This window comes from Mycobacteriales bacterium, from assembly GCA_035504215.1.
Classification (GTDB): Bacteria; Actinomycetota; Actinomycetes; order JAFAQI01; family JAFAQI01; genus DATAUK01.
Genome location: DATJSI010000118.1, coordinates 1 through 18,070 on the forward strand (window position 1 = coordinate 1; position 18,070 = coordinate 18,070).

Genomic DNA, 18,070 nt, shown 5'->3' on the forward strand with positions numbered 1-18,070 from the left:
TGCTGGTCAGCGTGGTCGTCTTGGCCTTTCCGGGAGATCGCGGATTGAACGTGTAGATGATTCCGGTGTTGCCGTTACTGCCGACGCAGAACGTGGTCGAGGTGCAGGTCGCGGTGGGGTTGGCGCCGTTCTGATTGGCGCCGAACGTGTTCGACACCAGCGAGCTCCCCTTGGCCGGGTTCAGGTAACCCTCGGCCTGCCAGGAGTCGAGCACGCACTCCGACGCGGTCGGACACGCGACGCTCGTCTGGTAGGACGCGCCCTGCAGCGTCGCCCGGTACCTCGGCTTTGCTTTCGCGCGCGTCGGATTGAAGCCGACTACATCGCCCCTGGCGTCCGCGGCCACGCACAGGTGCCTCGACGGGCACTTGATCGCGTAGGTCTCATCAAGCGTGTCGGAGAAGAGCTTCGCAGTGATCACCTTGCCGCCGTGGGTGGGGTTGAAGGTCACCTGCCCACCGGCGGGGGTCAGAGCAGTGCATTGCTTGGTGCTCGGACAGCTCAACGCATTGACCTCGTCATAGCTGAAGGCGACCCGAGCCGTGCTCCCTCGCACGGCCGCGGCGGGGTGCGCGCCCGCAGCGCCGCACATCGCGAGCAGCGTGGTCACGCCCAGCGCGGCCACGGTCAGCCCGCGAGCCCGAGCCCCTCGAACGCGCGGCATCCATCCCGACCCAACCCCCGCGGCGCCGTGCATGTCCCCATCCCCTCTGCCGGCAACTCGACGTACTGGACTCAGCCGAAGGCCGGTCGAGGTCGCGACCTCCGACCCCTCAACCGGCCAGAGCGCCACCCTAGCCACAGCGGTCGACGTTGTCCGGCAATCGACGTGAAGGGCCTCGTCCTCGCCCTCCTCCGTAGCGCACTCTCAATCCGCAGGTGCGGGGTTGTGCGCCCTATCAGCGCACCCGTGCGCTATTCGGCGATGAAGTGCACTGTGGTCGTCCCGGAGGCCTTCAGCTTTCCGTGGGAGTACTCGCGAACCGTAAACGTCACCTTGACGCCGCTGGGTTTGGCCAGAAGGTGCTCGAACGCCTTGTTGAAGTGCACGGTGATGTTCTTGATGTGCGCGCCCCGGACCGTGGTGGGCTTTGCGTGTCCCATGACCTTCTTGGTTCCCTTGCGGCGCACACCGATGGTCACCCGGCACGGTGACTTGGCCAGTTCGCAGGTGACGGGCACCACGGCCTCCCCCGCCGCGCCGCTGCCGATCGACCCGATCAGCGGGCCCTCGCTCGTGACCCGGCCCTTGAACACCGCGACCGAACCCTTGTCGACACCGTTGCTCAGACCTGCGACGACGACGTCGCCGGAGCTGGCGATCGACGCGGCGAGCGTCTCCTCCTTGTTGCGCTGGTTGGCGCCCGCGAGAACCGTCCCGACCTGCCTCCACTTGCCGAGGATCTGGCGGTATTGGCCGATTCCTGCGACGTAATACCCGTGGGTCCCATCCGAGGCGCTGGCGAGGAGCACGTGACCGGTGGTGAACGCGACGGAGCCACCCAGTGCCGCGTACCCGCACGCGTCGTCAGCACAGATGCCGTTGTAGTTCAGGTTCGCCGTCTGCTTCCACTTGCCGTGACTGGACTGGAAGACGTACAAGGAGCCGTCTTCCTCGCCCCCTCCCATCGCGATCGTGTCACCGGACACCGCGACGGAGTACGCGGTGCCATACGTGGGATTCTTCGGATGCAGTACGGCGGTCTCGCTCCACTTCCCTGCCCGTTTTGAGAACACGATCCCAGTGGAGTTGTGGCCGTACAAACCGCTGTCAGCCGGGGCACCGGCCACGATCGTGCCACCGGAGATGCCCACCGACCAGCCGACCCAGTCGTCGGCGATTCCATGCTTCTCGGTCAGCTCGGCGCTCTGTGTCTTGCTGGTCCACCCACTGCTCGGCTCGTTGAACACGTACACCGCGCCTTGCTCGCTGACCGAACCGACCGTGTGCGCAGGCGTGCCGGCGACGATCGTCTTGCCCTGGATTGCGATCGGATACCCACCGAGCTCGTCACCGGGCGTCGGGTCTGACGTGGTCAGCTCCGCAACCTGCTTCCAGTGACCCGAGCTGTCGCTGAAGACGTACAACGCCCCCTGGTGGGAGGCACCCGTGATCGGTGCGCCCGCGACCACCGTGCTGCCGGAGATCGCGACCGAGGTGCCCAGATATTGGTTCTCGGTGCCGCCCGCGACGGTGAGCTCGGCGGTCTGCTTCCAATGCCCCGAGCTGTTGCTGAATACGTACACCGCTCCCTGGCCACTCACCGATCCGACCTTGTGGTACGGCGCACCGGCGACCAGCGTGTGCCCGGAAACCGCGACGCTCGACCCGAAGTAGTCCCCGACCGCGAGCCCGCTCACAGTCAGGTCGGCCTGATGCACGAGCGGATCGATGCGCACCGGGTACTTCGCGCCGCGGTCGGACACCTTGATCAACAGACGGCCACGCTCGAGGGCAAACCAGGAGGGCAGCACCCGGCCGCGGGCGTCGGTCGTCCGGAGCCCGGAGTAGCGCAGCCCGCCCGGCAACGACACAACGCCGTGCGCCAGCACCGAGGCAGCGGGAGCAGACAACGCGACGGTCAGCGGACCGCTTCCGGCAGGTGGCTGGGTGAGGACGAACCCCTGCTCGAGCCCCAGCGGACCGTTTCGCCACGTCTCGGTCAGCCCGGCCGAGTAGCTGTAGCGGACGGTCCCACCGGCCACGCGGGGCTGAGCCGGAACGACCTGACCAAGCTGCGAGCCTCGCCCGAAGGCCGTCAGCCCGAGCGCGAACCGAGCGCCGTCGGACCTGATCGTCGCGGCGCCGTCGGCGCCGAAGCTCGCGGACAGATTCTGTGCCGCGTTCGTGGCCGAGAGGGAAGTGATCGCGTAGCCGGCCTGAGCAGCATCGAACGCCGCCATCGTGTCGCCAGACACGACTCCCCCAGCGCCGCCCAGAGGGTCCGGCCAGACCCTCTGCGCGACTGCGGCGACCATCCCGGTCAGGGCAAGCGCGATCACGCAAGCCAGCGCAAGGCGACGGGCGGTTTCGCCGGCCAGCAACGGGCGACCCTGCGTGGCGTCAAGCACTGCATCCATAACGGCTACTCCTTCTCGCACGGGACGGTGACGGCTCGCGGCCGGGACCGATCGCTGGGAGCGCACTGCGGTCCCCCAAGCTGTCGCAGGCCAAACGGCACGGCCATGAAGCTCAGCACGGCTCAGTGGTGCTTGCCGACCACGAAGTCGCCGTTCTGGCCGACCACGACGCACAGCTTCGTCGACGGACACGCCACACCGAGGGCTCCGCCGTACGCGGCGGGTCCGTCCTTGATGAAGTACGAATGCCATGACCCTGCGCTTGCGGTCGGGCTGGTTGATAGCAGGACGAAGTTGCCCTTGGCACCACCGCCGGAAGCGATGCACAACCGCTTCGAGTTGCAATCAACCGCGGTGATGCTTCCGGCGAAGCCGGCGATTTTCTCAGGCACCTTGAAGTGCTTGATCGTCTTGATCCAGCTCTCGCCGGCCTTGGGCGTCCGGCTGACTCCGACGACAGCCTCGCCTCCACTGGCATCTTCACTGAAGACACAGAGCGTGTTAGTGGCGCAGGACACGCTGTCGATCTGCCCTCCGCCAGGAACCTTGCCGGCGTGCCACGTCTGGCCACCCGGATCCGTGCTGTATGCGACGTGAGAGTTGCCGGCAACCTCGACGCAGAACGGATTCACACCGCCGCGATGAGGGGCGCAACCGAGCGAGGTACCCAGGCCGACGCCCGCCGGCGGAAGGATCGGCTGGGCGGAGCCTTCGACGGTCGCGCCGGCTGTGTTCAGGATGTAGCCCTCGTCGTCGGAGGAGATGCACTGCACGTTGACCCAGCAGGCAACCCCGTCGAGCAGGTTCGTGTCGATCGGCGCCGCACCCCAACCCTTCGTCGGGTGCGAGGTCTGCCAGATGTTGCCGCCACTGGCGATGGCGCAATCAACGTTGCTACCGGCGTCGTTGCAGCTGATCGGGCCGGAGATGAACTTCAGCGTCTGACCGCCGCTGCTCTGCGACGGAATCTGCTCGTAGTGCCACTGGGGCTTCTTCGCCGAGGGGTCGGTGGTCCACCACACGCCGTTGTCGCCGGTGTTTCCGTGAATGCGCTCCGTGCCGCTGGCCACGCACAGGTGCGTCGACGGGCAGGACAAGCTGACGATCGCGGTCGTGGCGGTGCGTTTCGGGAGCTTCACCCCTTTGGACCACGTCCACCCCGAGCTCTTGGCTACGCGGGAGCCAGCGTGTACGACGTACGCGTTGCCCGCATCGCTGAACGGCAGGCTGACGGCAATGCCGGCCGCCAGGAGACTCACCGTCGCAAGCACTCGAACAGAGAATCGGTTACGCATCCCCACCACCCACCCCAGTACCCCGCGGGACAACCTAGCGACATCCCCCGCACCCGTCAGCCGGATGCCCACCTCAGTGCCGTTGGACTGGAGCGGAGTCGGCAACGCGGTTGCTGCACCTTAAGCCCGGCGGCGCGGACTGACCATCGCCGGACGGCGTGCCTGGGCTGACGGGTCGACCGGCGCCCTAGGGTGCGTCCGGTCGCCGCTCGTGCGCGTCAGCGACGTGCCTCTCTGCGGCTCGCTGCTCATCGAGAACCTGGCGCAGACCTGCTCCGTCTTCTCGCACCCGCGGATAGCGCGATCCGAAAATGCGCGGAGCGGTCCACGCCGACGGGAGCGGCCGAGGCGTGAAGAACCATGCGATGAAGGCTCGCGGTCGCTGCCACCAACCCGGCCGCGGACCCTCCGTGGCCAGATCCAGCGGTGCTCGCCGGTGCGCCCGGTTGCTCACGAGCTCAGGATGTCACCAATCGGTAGCTGTAAGCGCCGCGAAAGCGCGGTGCAGTAGACCGGCCGGGAAATGAGGGCAATAGATGAGGGTTGCGGCGGAACGCAACCGTCCAAGGGGGCAACCGTGAGAGTCAGGGCAAGGACGCTCGCGCGGCTGGCGTTCGCGCTGCTGCTGGTGGCCGGCTGGCTAAGTGCGAACTGCGGCGCTGGGATCGCCGAGGTGCATGCGGCCGCGGGAGGCGGACCCCTGACCTCGTGCACGTTCGGCGCGCTGTCCGCCGCCGTCGCCAAGCACGGCACCATCGACTTCGGCTGCGCAGGGACGATCACGTTCAGCGCACCGATCACCGTCTCGTCGGCAGCGACGACGATCGACGCGGCGGGCAACAGGTCGTCCTCGACGGCGGCGGCACAACCCAGCTGTTCACGGTCAACGGCGGCTCGCTCGCGCTGATCAGCTCCGACGTCGCGCCGCCGTCACCACCTTCGCCACGTGTACGGCTTTGTACGCGCCGGCCGCGGTCGGCGCACCGGAGATCACGCCGCTTCTCGTGTCGATCGAGAGGCCGGGCGGCAGGTCGAAAGCCGACCACGAGTATGGCGACGCCTCGCCGCCGGCTCCGCCTTCGCCGCCGCTGCCGCCGGCGCCAGGTGCGCCGAGCCCGCCGGCGGTCGCATGGTCGCCCGCCGTCGTGACCGTGGCGGTGACGACCGCGGTCGCGCTGTCGACGTCGATGGCGCCACCGGCGGCGCTTCCTGCGGCTCCGCCGTCGCCACCGTTGCCGCCATCCCCACCGTCTCCGCCCTTGCCTCCGTCGCCGGCCGGGGTCAACAAGAAAAAGGGCACCGCCAGCATCCCGGTCAAGGTGGGCGCTCGCGGCACGGTCGTCCTTTCCGGTCACGGCGTCAAGACGGTCATCTGGACGCCGGCCGGTGGCAAGGCCGTGCACAAGTCGGTGACGATTCATCTCAAGAAGGCGTGACCTGCGTTTGCCGGGCTGCCGGGTCACCTCTCGATGCGCACCGGCGTTCCGTAGCGCGCCCAGTGGAACAGCCGGCAGATCGCCTGCAACGGCATGTGGACGCAGCCATGCGAGCCACGGGTCTTGTAGCGGGGGCTGCCGAACGGGATCCGTTGCCACGAGGCGTCGTGGAACCCCCACACACCGAGATGGAACGGGATCCAGTACTTCACCCGGTACGACTGCGCACCGTCCGTGGTCAACGTGGTGTTGCGGTTCAGCCCTTGCACCGCGAACGTCCCGGTTGGCGTCGCATCACCCGGGCGATCCGCTCCGGTCGTGACCGGAGTGCTCAGCACGGTACGACGACGGGCGCAGGCCCATTCGTGCTGGCGCCCGATGCTCACCACGATCAGCTGCGGACGGGTGTTCCGAGCGCACGGGCTCGCCGGCCGTGCGCCCGCCTTGCTTCGGTCGCCGCGAGCCGGTCGGGCGGCTGCCGCAGGGTGACCCGCTCCGGAGCCCGGCGGTGTGGCCACCATCGCAGTCGACGCGGATCCCCGCGAGCCGCCGGCGAAGCCCACCCACGCGGCCAGCGCCACCGCGGCGGTCACCGCCAAGGCCGTGACCGCACCCGGCCGCCGCCGACGGCCGCCGACCTCACGTTGCTGGTTGCGCATTCGGGCCACACTCCGAGGACGAGGCGGGAGGTGGATCGGTTGCATTCGAGGACACCTGGTTCAGGTCGGAGGAATGGCATGGGGCCAGATCCTGTCCTACCCCGTTGGCCGCAGTGTTGTCCCTTCGACCACGATGGACCGGTGACAAACGATGCTTCCGCAGGATGCTTCGCACGGCCGGTGCGGCAGCTCAGGCTGCTCACCGAGGGAGAGCGATGACGTGGTGACCGACGATGCGCTCGCCGAGCAGGTCGCGTACTACCGCCGCCGCGCAGAGGAGTACGACGAGACGGCGTACGGCGACCTCGCCGCGGCGCAGCGGCGGATCGCCCGGCTGGTCGGCGAGATGCATCCGACCGGCAAGGTGCTCGAAATCGCCTGTGGCACCGGCTTGTGGACGCGCGCACTGACCGACTCAGCGAACACCGTGCTGGCGATCGATGCTTCCCCCGAGGTCCTCGCGATTGCCCGGGACCGCGTAACCGCCGCGAACGTCACCTTCGCGGCCGCAGACGTGTTCACGTGGAGGTCCACCGCCCGCTTCGACGTCGTCTTTTTCTCCGCGTGGCTCTCGCACGTGCCGGCCGACCGGTTCGCGGAGTTCTGGCGGTTGCTTCGGGATCTGCTGGTCGAGAACGGACGCGTGTTGTTCATCGACGAACATGTCGACGAGCGGGCGAAGGAGAGCTACATCGAGGGTCGCGACGACGTGGTCGAGCGACGGCTCAATGACGGCAGCAGCTACCGGGTGATCAAGAACTTCGTGGATCCGGAGCGCCTCGTGGCTGCGCTGCGAGAGATCGGCTGGGAGTGCACGGTCCGCCGGGACGGCCGCGACTGGGTCGTCGGTGAGGCGCGGCCATGCCCGACGCCGGCGCGAGATGAGCCCGCCGGCCCCCGCCACACATGAGGGCGGGCCCGGCGTGAACTTCACGCCGGGCCCGCCCTGAGCTACTCGATGGGCTAGTCGAGCCCGGTCGGGATGTCGAGGAGCGAGTCCTCGGCGACGACCGTCTCCTTGACCATCTCGGTGATCTCTTCCTTGGACAGCGACTGGTTGATCGCCAGGTAGTAGATGATCAGGCTCCAGATCGCCGTGACCAGTGCGTCCCAGCCGAAGTGCAGCACCGGCTTGTTCGGGTTGTGGCCGAAGCTGCTCATCTCGATGATCGCGCCGAGGCCGACGAGGTAGAGCGGGATCCACCACGACTTCGTCAGGTGCAGGTTCACCTTGACCGGGTTGAGCTTGAACACCTGGGTGGCGACCAGCACGACGTAACCGATCAGGATCGAGATGATCATCTTCCAGTAGGTGTCCCAGTCCGACCACAGGATCAGCAGGTTGGCGACGATGAAGCCGACTGGAGCCAGCACCGCGGCGAACGGGATCGAGTACGGACGGTTTGCCTCCGGCATCTTCTTGCGGAGTACGCCGAGCGCCAGCGGCGCGCCGCCGTACATCAGAACCGAGATCGAGGTGATCAGGTTCACCAGGCTGTTCCAGCTCGGAAACGGCAGGAAGATGATGCAGCCGGCGATGAACGACACGATCAGGCCGAACCATGGCACCCGCGCCTTGGTGGTCTGCTCGAACCAGCTCGGGAAGTAGCCGTTACGCGAGAGGCCGTAGGACACCCGCGAGGTGGCCGTCGTGTAGATCAGGCCGGTGCCGCTCGGGCTGATGACCGCGTCGATGTAGAGCAGCGTTGCCAGCCAGCCCAGCGCGACCGCGCTCGACAGCTCCGCGAACGGACCCTTGAGAGCGGCCAACGTGGAGTTGGGGTCGGTCCAGTGCGCGGGGATCAACGACGCCGGCAGCGCGCCGACGAAGACGACCTCGAGCAGGAAGTAAATGATCGAACCGATGATGATCGAGCCGATGATCGCCATCGGGATGTCGCGCTTCGGGTTGCGGCTCTCACCGGCGAGCTGGTCGGCCTGCTCGAAGCCGAGCAGGGCGAAGATGATGCCACCGGAGGCGACGGCGGAGAAGATGCCCTTCGCGCCGGCCGGCGCGAAGCCGTCGGCGGCGTGGAAGTTGCTGCCGTGGAACTTGGTGAGCAGCACGATGATCGTGAAGACCGGCACGGCGATCTTCCACCAGGTCAACGCGCTGTTGGTATGCGAGAGCAATCGAACCGTGAGCATGTTGACGACGACGAAGACGGCCATCAACGCGATCGCCACCACGAGACCGCGACCGGACAGAGCGCCGTTGGTCTTGAGGAACTTGTCCGCCCACGAGTAGTGGGTCATGTAGCCGATCGTGGCGAGCACCTCGATCGGGGCGACGGTCGCCGCCTGCAGCCACGAGAACCAGCCGTACGACGCACCCGCGGAGCCACCGAAGGTGAAGTGGGGGAAGCGCGCGGTCCCGCCGGAGATCGGGTACATGCCACCGAGCTCGGCGTGGATCAGCGCGAGGATGATGATCGCGACCGCGCCGATCGCCCATCCGAAGATGGCCGATGGTCCGGCGATGACCAGCGCGCGCTTGGCACCGAGCAGCCAGCCGGAGCCGATGATCGAACCCATCGATGCCCAAGCGAGGCCGATCAGCCCGATCTCACGCCGTAGTTCCTTCTGGCCTAACTGGACCGGCGTCTCGGTCGCAGCCATATCCCCGCCTCCTCAGCGTCGAGTGAGTGACCCTTGGGGCGCAAATATGGCACCGCGCGGGCTACTACACAACGACGCGCGAACGACTCGTTAACCGCGGCGGAACAATACGCCGGATATTGTCGGATTTGTGTCGTAAAGTCAGGTCATCTGCGGCTTCTGGGCGGCGCGGCCGGCGCCGCGGCCGCGCCGGCTACGTGCGCGGGGCACCGGTCCGCGACCGCGATCCCGACGAAGGACGCGGCATCCGACCGGCCCACGCCGGTCGAGTACGTCGCGATCATCCGCGCGGTGTGCCTCCGGCTCCGCCCTGCCCGGAGCTGACCACAGACCCACTCCGCCGACGTCGTGACGGCCCGGGGGTCGGAGCCCGCCAGCGCGGCGATACCCGGCCCCGCCGCGCCGGAGCGCAGCGTGGCGATCAGCAGCGACGGCGTGGCCTGGATCGGATCAGCCGATGCCACGCCTGCCGCCGAGCCACCGCGAGGACCGAACTCGCCCACGGCCGCGTGCGCGACGGAGAGACCCACGACTGCGAGACTCGCGTCCACCGCGAGGAACCAAAGGCCGCGCCGTGCCCAGCGACGGATCGCCGTACCCATCCCTGCCTCCCGAAGCCATCGACTCGACGATCGGCAACGACCGTCAGGGCGGCATGACGGGAGTGTTCGAATCGGGTAAAGCCGGGGCGGCCTGGGCATGACATCTGCTCACGGGTTCGCCTTGCGGTGCCCGGACCGGATTGACTGGTCGTATGGAACCCGATGCCGAGCACCCGAGGTTCGAAGCGCTGTACACGGGCGAGCGACCGCACGCCTATCTCATCGACATGGACGGCGTGCTCGTCGACGAAGGGCGACCGCTCGCCGGTGCGCCCGAGTTCGTCGCGCGACTGAAAGCCGCCGACCGCAAGTTCATGGTCCTCACGAACAACTCGATCTACACCCCGCGCGACCTGCGCGCGCGCCTGCAGCGGGCCGGCATCGACGTCCCGCAAGAGGCGCTGTGGACCTCTGCGCTCGCGACTGCGCAGTTCCTCGACTCGCAGAGACCGCACGGCACTGCCCACGTCGTCGGTGAGGCAGGACTCACGACCGCACTGCACGGGATCGGCTACGTGCTGACGGAGACCGAGCCCGACTACGTCGTCCTCGGCGAGACCCGCACCTACAGCTTCGAGGCGATCACTCGGGCGATCCGGTTGATCCGAGCAGGCGCCCGGTTCATCGCGACCAACCCGGATGCCACCGGTCCGTCGGCCGAAGGTCTGCTTCCGGCAACCGGCTCGGTCGCCGCGTTGATCACCCGGGCCACCGGCGTCACGCCGTACTTCGTCGGCAAGCCGAACCCGTTGATGATGCGCAGCGCCCTGAACCAGCTGGGCGCCCACTCGGAGACGACAGTGATGATCGGCGACCGGATGGACACCGACATCGTCGCCGGCATCGAGGCGGGCATGCGAACCGTCCTCGTCCTCAGCGGCATCACGGCCGGCCACGACGTCGAGCGGTTCCCCTACCGTCCCACCATCGTGGTCGACTCGGTCGCCGATCTTCCGATCGTGGGAGTCGACGACAACGGGTAGGTCCAGACCGCATATGCGGTGGGTGCAGGGGAGGAGACGAACGCACACCGTGCCGTTTCGCGACCGAGCCGACGCCGGACGCCGGCTGGCCGAGCTACCGGTGTGGGGGGAGCTGCACCGTCCGATCGTCCTTGGCCTCCCCCGCGGCGGCATGCCGATCGCCGCCGCCGTCGCCGAACGGCTCGACGCGGACCTCGACGTCTTCGTCGCGCACAAGGTGGGTGCACCTGGCCGGCCCGAGCTCGGCATCGGCGCGATCGCCGAAGGCTCCGATGTGGTCGTCATTGCGGACACCGCCGCGGCGCTGCGCATCGAACCCGAGCAGGTGGAAGCAGCCGCGGTCGGGGTGCGTGCGGAGGTGGTCCGCCGGACCGAGACCTACCGTGGCGGGCGAGCGCTGCCCGTCCTCGCCGGCCGCGACGTCATCGTCGTGGACGACGGAATCGCCACCGGCGTCACAGCCGAGGCGGCGTTGCGCGCGCTGCGGGCGCAGCACCCGCGGCGGCTCATTCTCGCCACCCCGGTGTGTGCGCCGGAAGCACGAGCACACCTCTCGCATCTCGCCGACCAGGTGATCTGCGTGCTCCTGCCCGCGGACTTCATGGCAGTCGGGTCCTGGTACGACGACTTCGCGCAGACCACGGACGAGGAGGTCGTCAACCTGCTGAGGCGACCGGCGCCGCCGTAATTCACGAGCCTCGTCGTGCGCGAGGTGATGGGCTACCTGCCGTGGCGGCTCCGGCATGGCTTCGATCGTTTGCGATCGACGTCACGCCCTTGCGTCGATACCGCGAGCTGCGCCTGCTGTTCATCGGTCAAGGCGTCTCGCTCTTCGGCTCGATGGTCACCAGCGTCGCCGTGCCCTACCAGGTCTACAAGCTGACCGGCTCGTCGCTCTGGGTGGGATTCATCGGTCTGGTGGACATCGTCGCGATCGTCGGTGTGGCCTTCGTCGCCGGCGCGCTTGCCGACTCCGTCGACCGGCGGCGCATGGTGCGCATCAGCGAGGCGATGCTGATGGCGACCAGCATCGGCCTGCTGGTCAACGGTGTCGCGCCGCATCCGAGCCTGGCCGCGGTGTTCGCGCTCGACTTCGCCCTCGCCGGCGGCGATGCGTTGCAGCGCCCCAGCCTCGACTCCATGGTCCCCCGTTTGGTCGCGACCGGCGATCTCCCCGCGACCCAGGCGATCGACAGCGTGCTGAGTACGACGGCAACCCTCGTCGGCCCTGCCCTCGGCGGTGTGCTGATCGCGGTCGCCGGGCTCGGCGCGGCGTACGGGTTCGACGTTGCGACCTTCGTGATCAGCCTGGCCGCGCTCGCACGGATGACCGCGATGCCACCGCCGCAGGACGCCGAGCGGCCGAGCCTCGCGCGGGTGAAGGAGGGTTTGCGCTACGCGCGGAGCCGCCAGGAGCTGCTCGGCACCTACGTGGTCGACATGGCGGCGATGTTCTTCGGCATGCCCCTCGCGCTGTTCCCGGCGTTCGCCGCGCGCCTCGGTGGCGCGGCCGTGCTCGGCGTACTCTACGCAACCCCAGCGGCCGGCTCGCTGATCGCGAGCCTGACCAGCGGCTGGACCAAACGCGTCAACCACCACGGTCGGGCGGTCATGGCGGCGGCGATGGTGTGGGGCGCCGGCATTGCCGGCTTCGCGGCCGCTCCAACGCTTTGGCTGGCGCTCCCATCGCTCGCGGTCGCCGGCGGCGCCGACATGCTCTCGGGCACGTTCCGCAGCCTGATCTGGAACATCACCATCCCCGACTCGTTGCGCGGACGGCTGGCCAGCATCGAGCTGATCTCCTACAGCTCCGGCCCGTCCTTGGCGGGCATCGAGTCCGGTCTCGCGGTGCGTCTGGTCGGCACCCGAGGGTCGGGGGTCTCCGGCGGCGTGCTGTGCATCGTCTCGGTCGCGGCGCTCACCGCTGCCCTACCCGGGTTCTGGCGGTACGACGTACGCCGATGGCGAGCCGAGCATCCGGAGGCCGAGCCGGCCGAGGCAGGAAGCGAGCGGTCGCAGACCCACGCGACCGGCGGGCGCGTCTCGCCGGACCCGATTCGCGAGGTCAGCAGCGAGTCGGGCTGAGGACGTTAGTGAGAGGGCAGGTTCATTCCGTACTAATGCGCGGCGCGCAGCAGCAGTGACAGGTCGAACAGTGAGATCACCGACGCGATCAGGCCGAGGACGGACACCATTCTGAGCGTCACCCTCGACACGCGTTGCTGCTCAGCCAAGCGGGAGTTGCGCCCCAGGCCAGCTTCGAGGATCGCGAGCCGGTCCGGACTGGTCGGATGCTGAACCCACCCCGACGCGCTCACAACGCGCCGCCGGGATGCGGGCTGTGACCGCCGACGTCCAGGACACGGGCCACGACCACGAAGGCCTGGCGGATGACCACCGAGCCGGTCAAGGCGAACGCCAGCAGCAGCGACGTCCGGTCGATGGGTCCACCCCCTTGCGCCCGGGCGGTCAGCACCCCGAGAGCGACGAGCAGCGGAAGGAAGGGCGCCAGCGCGGCGGCGGCGGACGGAGGGGACGAGAGGCGGCGAGCGAGGACGCCGGGCGAACGCCGCCCGTACCACCCGGCGAGCGCAAGGCCCAGGTAGCCGGCCACCCAGCCGATGTCGAGCCCGCTTCCCGTCCGGTAGGAGTGCACGACGCTGAGGTAGGTGTAGCCGGAATCCGACAGTGAGATCGCCGCCAGGCCGAACAGCAGCCAGGCGAGCGACCTCCGCTCACGTCCCGACAGCCAACGCAGTGCACGGATAGCGAGGAACACGATCAGCACGTCACCGAACGGGTAGGCGATTGTCACCAAGCCGGTCAACGTGGCCGGCCGATCGGTCACCCAGAGCGGGTGCAGCAAGAGGTTCCAGCTGAGGAACAGCAAGGCAGTCGCGAGGATCACCGCGTTCAGCACGGCCTGGCTGCGGGTACGGCGGTCGCCGGACTGGCCGGAGTGGACGATGAGTGCCGCCGCCACCAGCGGGATCGCGGACAGGTAGCCGATGTCGGCCAGCGAGACCGCCGGCCCGGTGGCAGGGCGAGCGAGGTCGTAAGCGGCCCACAGCGTTTCGCCGCTCGTCCACGCGAGGGCCGCCAGGGTCAGCAGTGTCCAGGCCAGCCGATCGCGTCCAACGTGCGACCGCCGTGCCTCCTGGCACATCACAGCTGCTATTGCCGCAGCCGCGATCGTGCCGAGATCGTCACCGATGCGCACCACGGATCCACCACCGAACGCGCCGGCGATCAGGGCGGCGAACAACACGAGCAGCAGCGAGGCAACCGCCGGTGGGGTCGCCTTCGACCAAATCCGGCGCCGATCGGTCGCCCGGTGGAAGGGCTCGGCGTTGCAGGCCTCGCGATCGGTCACATCACAGACATCGACCGACGCTCCCCTACCGACTCAGGGGCTTAGGTCCTCGGCAGAGAGTGAATCTCTCCCGGTAAGGGCGGGTCAGTGCGACGACGCCAGCTCGCGCAACGACGACAGCAGCGCCTCGAGATCCGCGGTGGTCGACATGTGGTTGACGACACCGGCGCGCAGCCAGGTGGCTCCCCGCAGCCGCGTCGTCGACACCCACGCGCGGCCGGACTCCTCGAGCGCGCGTTGGAGCCGGTCCTGGTGGTCGTCGAGCGCCACCGGGTCGGCAACGCCGTCCGGCCGGTGCCGGAAGCACACGATAGAGAGATCGGGAGGGTCGACGGCGAGCTCGAAGTCCGGCGCCGTGCGCAGCAACGCGGACAGCTCGGCGGCGAGGTCGTTGGTTCGCTCGACCAGGCGCCCGAACCCTCGGGTGCCGAGATGCTTCCACGACATCCAGAGCTTCAGCGCGCGGAACCGGCGCGTGCCCTCGATCGAGTACTCCATCCAACTCGTGGCGTCGTCCTGCGGCCGGTTCGACCGGTAGTACTCGGGCCGGCGGATGAACGTACCGTGCAGGTCTTCCCGACGCCGTACGACCAGCGCGCCGATGTCGAAAGCCTGGAAGAACCACTTGTGAGGATCAACCGTCACGCTGTCGGCCCGATCCAGACCCTCGACCAGCCGCGCATCGCGCTCGGAGAGAAGCGCCGCGCCGCCGTACGCCGCATCGACGTGCAGCCACATGCCCTCGCGTTCCGCAAGATCGGCAAGTCCGGGCACCGGGTCGAGGGTTCCGGTGTTGGTCGAGCCGCTGACCGCGGCGATGGCGAGCGGTCGCAGGCCGGCGGCTCGATCGCCGGCGACCGCGTCGGCCACCGCGCCGACGGGTAGCCGGAACTCCGGATCGCTGTCGACCACGTGCAGCGTGTCCCCGGGAAAGCCGAGCACGTCGAGGGCGCGACGGATCGAGAAGTGCGCCTGGTCGGAGCAATACACGCGTACGCCGTCGAGCTGCGCGCCGCGCGGCGGCCGGTCGAGATCGAGCATCCGCGGCAACGCGATGTCGCGCGCGACGGTCATCGCCATGATGTTCGCCATCACGCCACCGGAGGTGAGCACCGCCCAGCCGTCCGGCCCGGCGCCGACTAGGTCACGCAGCCACGCGGCCACCTCCTCTTCGACCAGGGTTCCGATCGGGCTGGCGTGGAACACGTCGACGCTCTGGTGCAGCCAGGCCGCGAGGGCATCACCGGCCGCCGACATCGGCAACGGCGGGGTCGTGAAGTAGCTGAACGACCGCAGGTGCTGGGAGTTGTAGCCGAACGGCGCCATGCGTTCGCGGATTTCGTCGAGCACCCGCTCGGAAGTCATCGGCGCCGCCGGCATCGGCCCGGGCAGCCCGGTCGAACCGAAGTACGCCTGGCGGAGCTCGGGATAGGTGAGCGGGCCGACCGGGCGCGTCAGAGCCTCGTCGTAGAGGTACTCCATCGCCAGCGCCCAGGTGCGCTCCCCGAGCTCATTCAGCTCCGCGCGCGCGGCGGGCTCGTGGAAGTCGACCAGGGCAGGCTCGGGATGCCAGTCGAAGGTGTGGCCGGCCGCCGGCCCCGGTGAGTCCTCAGTCGTCATGCCAGGTCATAGATCCGGCGCGCATTGTCCGCGCCGATCAACTCGCAGACGCGACGCGCGTCCGCCACGCTCCACTCGTCCGCATCGACCCACCGCGATGCCGCGCGCGCGATCCCCCGGCGCCACAGCAGCGCCCCGAGGTAGTGCAGCTCGGCCGGCCCCCAGCCGTCGGAGGAGAACAGCTGCTTGGTGAACGGCGCGACCTCGAGCGACTCCGCAACGAGCTGGTCGGACTGAAGACCGGCATAGTTGATCGCGAGACCGATGTCGAAGTACACGTGCGGAAACATCTGCGCGAGATAGCCCGCCTCGCGGTGGTACGGGTAGCAGTGCAGCAGAACGATCGGGGTAGCGAGCGACTCGGACGCACGGATCAACGGGGTCAGCTGCAAGGGGTTGCTCCGGGCGAGATCAAGGTCGGTGTCCCCGAGCGCAACATGGAACTGCAAGGGGCGACCAAGATCGAGCGCCGACCACACCCCGTGCGCAACCAGCACCGGATCGGCACAGCGGACAGCACCGGTCTTCTCGATCTGCTCCTGCCAGCGCGACACCGCAGCGGCGACCGCCCCCGCCGAGGGCCGCGAGTGATCGATGTCGAACCCGGTCCGGTAGGCCATGATCGATTTGGTCCCGACCGCGCCCGCAGCGACCGCATCGTGGAGTGCCACCGCAAATGCATCGGTGTACTCACCTGCGTCGACTCCGGAGCTGACCAAGCGCTCGGCGACTCCCTCCAGCCGCACGATCTCACGACAACTGGCATCGGTGGCCGTTCGCATCTCGTCGAGGCTGAGTACGTCGTCCGCGGCAAAACCGGTGTCGATCAACCACTCCGCAACACGACAGCCGGCCAGGAAGCGACGGTTGACTTCGACCCAGCCGAGCGTGGCACGGCGATCCAGGTACGCCGCGGGACTCGAGTGCGGGTCGAGATCGAGCACCGGCGCGCACCAACGGCGGATCGCGAACCCGACTTGGCTGTCCCACTGCGAGGTGCCGGCTGCGATCGGGCGATCGGACTCGGTGATCATCGACTCGAACGTCGCGCCATCGAGATTCGCACGCGTTGTACCGTGCACGTGGTGGTCGACCAGCCCGATCGCATCGACATCGGCCGCGAGGTCGGGCCGGATCGGTGCGCTCACCAGCCTGCGTAGGCGGCAACCGCCTGGTCGGAAACCTTGCCTGCGGCCGCATCCGTGATCGACTGCCCGAGCAGCTCGATCGCTCGATCGACTTCGTCGTCGGTGATCACCAGTGGCGGCGTCACCTCGAGCACGTTGCCGCCCACGTAGTAGACGACGGCACCGAGCTCAAAGGCACGGAAAACCGTCTTCGCAGCCAGTGCGCGGGCCGGCTCCTTCGAGCCGCGTTCCGTGACCAGCTCCACGCCGATTGCCAGGCCGTGGCCGCGAATGTCGCCGACCTGGGGCAGGTCGAGGTCACGCATCCCGCTCATCAGCCGCTCGCCGGCCCGGTGCGCCCGCTGGGGAAGGTCGTCGTCGACCAAGGTACGCAGGACCACCCGGCCCACTGCCGAGCAGACCGGGTTGCCGGCCGTGGTCAGCAGCGCCGCTGCGGGCGGCCCGTCAAGCACCCAGGCCGGTCCCACCGCGGCCGACATCGGCAGGCCGGCGCCGAGCACCTTGCCGAAGGTCACGATGTCGGGCTGCGCGCCGTCGAGCTGGAAGGCATGCAGCAGACCGGGCCGGCCGAGCCCGACCTTGACCTCGTCGCAGAGCAACAGCGTGTCGTGGCGACGGCAGACCTCGGTGAGCCCGGCGAGGAAGCCCGGAGGCGGCACCACCATGCCGCCGTCGGACAGGATCGGTTCGGCCAACACGCACGCGACGTCGCCCGCGCTGATCTCCTTCTCGACCGCCGCGACCGAGGCGGCCGCGACCTGATCCGCCGAACGATCGGCCGGTTCGGGCCGGTAGGGATTGGGGTAGTCCACGAACACGCTGTTCGCATCGGGCACGACCGCCCCTGCATCGACGTGGACGCCCGACATGCCCATCGCGACGCCCACCCCACCGTGGTAGGAGTGATGGAACGCGAGCACCCGCGGGCGCCCGGTTGCGTGCCGTGCCGCGCGGATCGCGACGTCGTTGGCGTCGCTTCCCGCATGACCGAGGTACACCCGCCGGTCACCCTCCCCCGGAACCAGCTCGAGCAGGTCCTCCGCGAGCCCGACGGAGTGCGGATGAACGGCGGAAAGGCCGCCGGCACCGGCCGGGTGCTTGATCGCCTCGGTCACCGCTTCCACGACCTTCGGGTGACCGTGTCCGAGGCCGGCGGCGGTCCAGGTGCTGCTCAGGTCGAGCAGCCGCCTGCCGCCGGCCTCGATCATCCAGCTCCCCTCGCCCGAGGTGACGGCGACCGGGAAGAACCGCAGC

At 68.7% G+C, this 18,070-nt stretch carries 16 protein-coding genes; 5 read left to right on the top strand and 11 right to left on the bottom strand.

The features are described 5' to 3' along the window. From VME70_14035 to VME70_14045, 3 genes are all read right to left on the bottom strand, one after another. Window positions 1-664, bottom strand: a 664-nt coding sequence (locus VME70_14035) for a hypothetical protein (GenBank protein HTW21319.1), incomplete at its 3' end; no start/stop codon positions are given. A 251-nt stretch (window positions 665-915) separates the two neighbouring features. Beyond that, on the bottom strand, window positions 916-3,081 hold the full coding sequence (locus VME70_14040; GenBank protein ID HTW21320.1) for a hypothetical protein: 2,166 nt from the start codon (window positions 3,079-3,081) through the stop codon (window positions 916-918). 122 nt (window positions 3,082-3,203) lie between these two features. Further along, a complete protein-coding gene (locus VME70_14045) occupies window positions 3,204-4,340 on the bottom strand; it encodes a hypothetical protein (protein HTW21321.1) in 1,137 nt (378 codons plus the stop codon). A 613-nt stretch (window positions 4,341-4,953) separates the two neighbouring features. Here VME70_14045 and VME70_14050 point away from each other — a divergent pair. Next, complete coding sequence (locus VME70_14050) at window positions 4,954-5,283, top strand: hypothetical protein (protein ID HTW21322.1); 330 nt, start codon at window positions 4,954-4,956, stop codon at window positions 5,281-5,283. Here VME70_14050 and VME70_14055 read toward each other — a convergent pair whose 3' ends face one another. Together VME70_14055 and VME70_14060 are read right to left on the bottom strand one after the other, a co-directional pair. Further along, complete coding sequence (locus VME70_14055; GenBank protein HTW21323.1) at window positions 5,284-5,676, bottom strand: putative Ig domain-containing protein; 393 nt, start codon at window positions 5,674-5,676, stop codon at window positions 5,284-5,286. Between the two features lie 159 nt (window positions 5,677-5,835). After that, window positions 5,836-6,471: a L,D-transpeptidase gene (locus VME70_14060; GenBank protein HTW21324.1), complete on the bottom strand. Its 636-nt coding sequence runs from the start codon at window positions 6,469-6,471 to the stop codon at window positions 5,836-5,838. A 220-nt stretch (window positions 6,472-6,691) separates the two neighbouring features. Between VME70_14060 and VME70_14065 the strand changes: the two genes are divergently transcribed. Then, entirely contained in the window at window positions 6,692-7,381 is a 690-nt protein-coding gene (locus tag VME70_14065; GenBank protein HTW21325.1) for a class I SAM-dependent methyltransferase, read from the top strand. Window positions 7,382-7,434: 53 nt separating this feature from the next. Here VME70_14065 and VME70_14070 read toward each other — a convergent pair whose 3' ends face one another. Together VME70_14070 and VME70_14075 are read right to left on the bottom strand one after the other, a co-directional pair. Next, the gene (locus tag VME70_14070) at window positions 7,435-9,090 is read right to left on the bottom strand and encodes an APC family permease (GenBank protein ID HTW21326.1); all 1,656 of its coding nucleotides are present in this window, start codon (window positions 9,088-9,090) and stop codon (window positions 7,435-7,437) included. A 146-nt stretch (window positions 9,091-9,236) separates the two neighbouring features. Next, the gene (locus VME70_14075; GenBank protein HTW21327.1) at window positions 9,237-9,620 is read right to left on the bottom strand and encodes a DUF732 domain-containing protein; all 384 of its coding nucleotides are present in this window, start codon (window positions 9,618-9,620) and stop codon (window positions 9,237-9,239) included. 224 nt (window positions 9,621-9,844) lie between these two features. Between VME70_14075 and VME70_14080 the strand changes: the two genes are divergently transcribed. From VME70_14080 to VME70_14090, 3 genes are all read left to right on the top strand, one after another. After that, window positions 9,845-10,675 carry an HAD-IIA family hydrolase gene (locus VME70_14080; protein HTW21328.1) on the top strand — a complete coding sequence of 277 codons (831 nt, stop codon included), beginning with the start codon at window positions 9,845-9,847 and terminating at the stop codon, window positions 10,673-10,675. 49 nt (window positions 10,676-10,724) lie between these two features. Then, the gene (locus VME70_14085; protein ID HTW21329.1) at window positions 10,725-11,363 is read left to right on the top strand and encodes a phosphoribosyltransferase family protein; all 639 of its coding nucleotides are present in this window, start codon (window positions 10,725-10,727) and stop codon (window positions 11,361-11,363) included. An 89-nt stretch (window positions 11,364-11,452) separates the two neighbouring features. Next, window positions 11,453-12,760 (top strand): MFS transporter, encoded by a 1,308-nt coding sequence (locus tag VME70_14090; protein ID HTW21330.1) that lies wholly within the window; start codon window positions 11,453-11,455, stop codon window positions 12,758-12,760. Window positions 12,761-12,989: 229 nt separating this feature from the next. Here the strand turns inward: VME70_14090 and VME70_14095 are convergent, their stop codons facing one another. The 4 genes from VME70_14095 to VME70_14110 all read right to left on the bottom strand — a co-directional run. Further along, window positions 12,990-14,048 (bottom strand): hypothetical protein, encoded by a 1,059-nt coding sequence (locus VME70_14095; protein ID HTW21331.1) that lies wholly within the window; start codon window positions 14,046-14,048, stop codon window positions 12,990-12,992. An 84-nt stretch (window positions 14,049-14,132) separates the two neighbouring features. Beyond that, window positions 14,133-15,668, bottom strand: coding sequence for a pyridoxal-dependent decarboxylase (locus VME70_14100; protein HTW21332.1), 1,536 nt, complete (start codon window positions 15,666-15,668; stop codon window positions 14,133-14,135). Continuing rightward, window positions 15,665-16,816 (bottom strand): amidohydrolase family protein, encoded by a 1,152-nt coding sequence (locus VME70_14105; GenBank protein HTW21333.1) that lies wholly within the window; start codon window positions 16,814-16,816, stop codon window positions 15,665-15,667. Before VME70_14105 ends, VME70_14100 begins: the two co-directional genes overlap by 4 nt. Further along, window positions 16,813-18,070 (bottom strand): aminotransferase class III-fold pyridoxal phosphate-dependent enzyme (locus VME70_14110; GenBank protein HTW21334.1); only part of this gene is annotated, 1,258 nt, incomplete at its 5' end. The genes VME70_14105 and VME70_14110, both read right to left, overlap by 4 nt.

What these genes read in the sequence shown, in the direction of transcription:
- VME70_14040 (HTW21320.1), bottom strand. Translation starts at nt 3,081, where the DNA reads ATGGATGCAGTGCTTGACGCCACGCAGGGTCGCCCGTTGCTGGCCGGC.
- VME70_14060 (HTW21324.1), bottom strand. Translation starts at nt 6,471, where the DNA reads ATGCGCAACCAGCAACGTGAGGTCGGCGGCCGTCGGCGGCGGCCGGGT.
- VME70_14070 (HTW21326.1), bottom strand. Translation starts at nt 9,090, where the DNA reads ATGGCTGCGACCGAGACGCCGGTCCAGTTAGGCCAGAAGGAACTACGG.
- VME70_14080 (HTW21328.1), top strand. Translation starts at nt 9,845, where the DNA reads ATGGAACCCGATGCCGAGCACCCGAGGTTCGAAGCGCTGTACACGGGC.
- VME70_14100 (HTW21332.1), bottom strand. Translation starts at nt 15,668, where the DNA reads ATGACGACTGAGGACTCACCGGGGCCGGCGGCCGGCCACACCTTCGAC.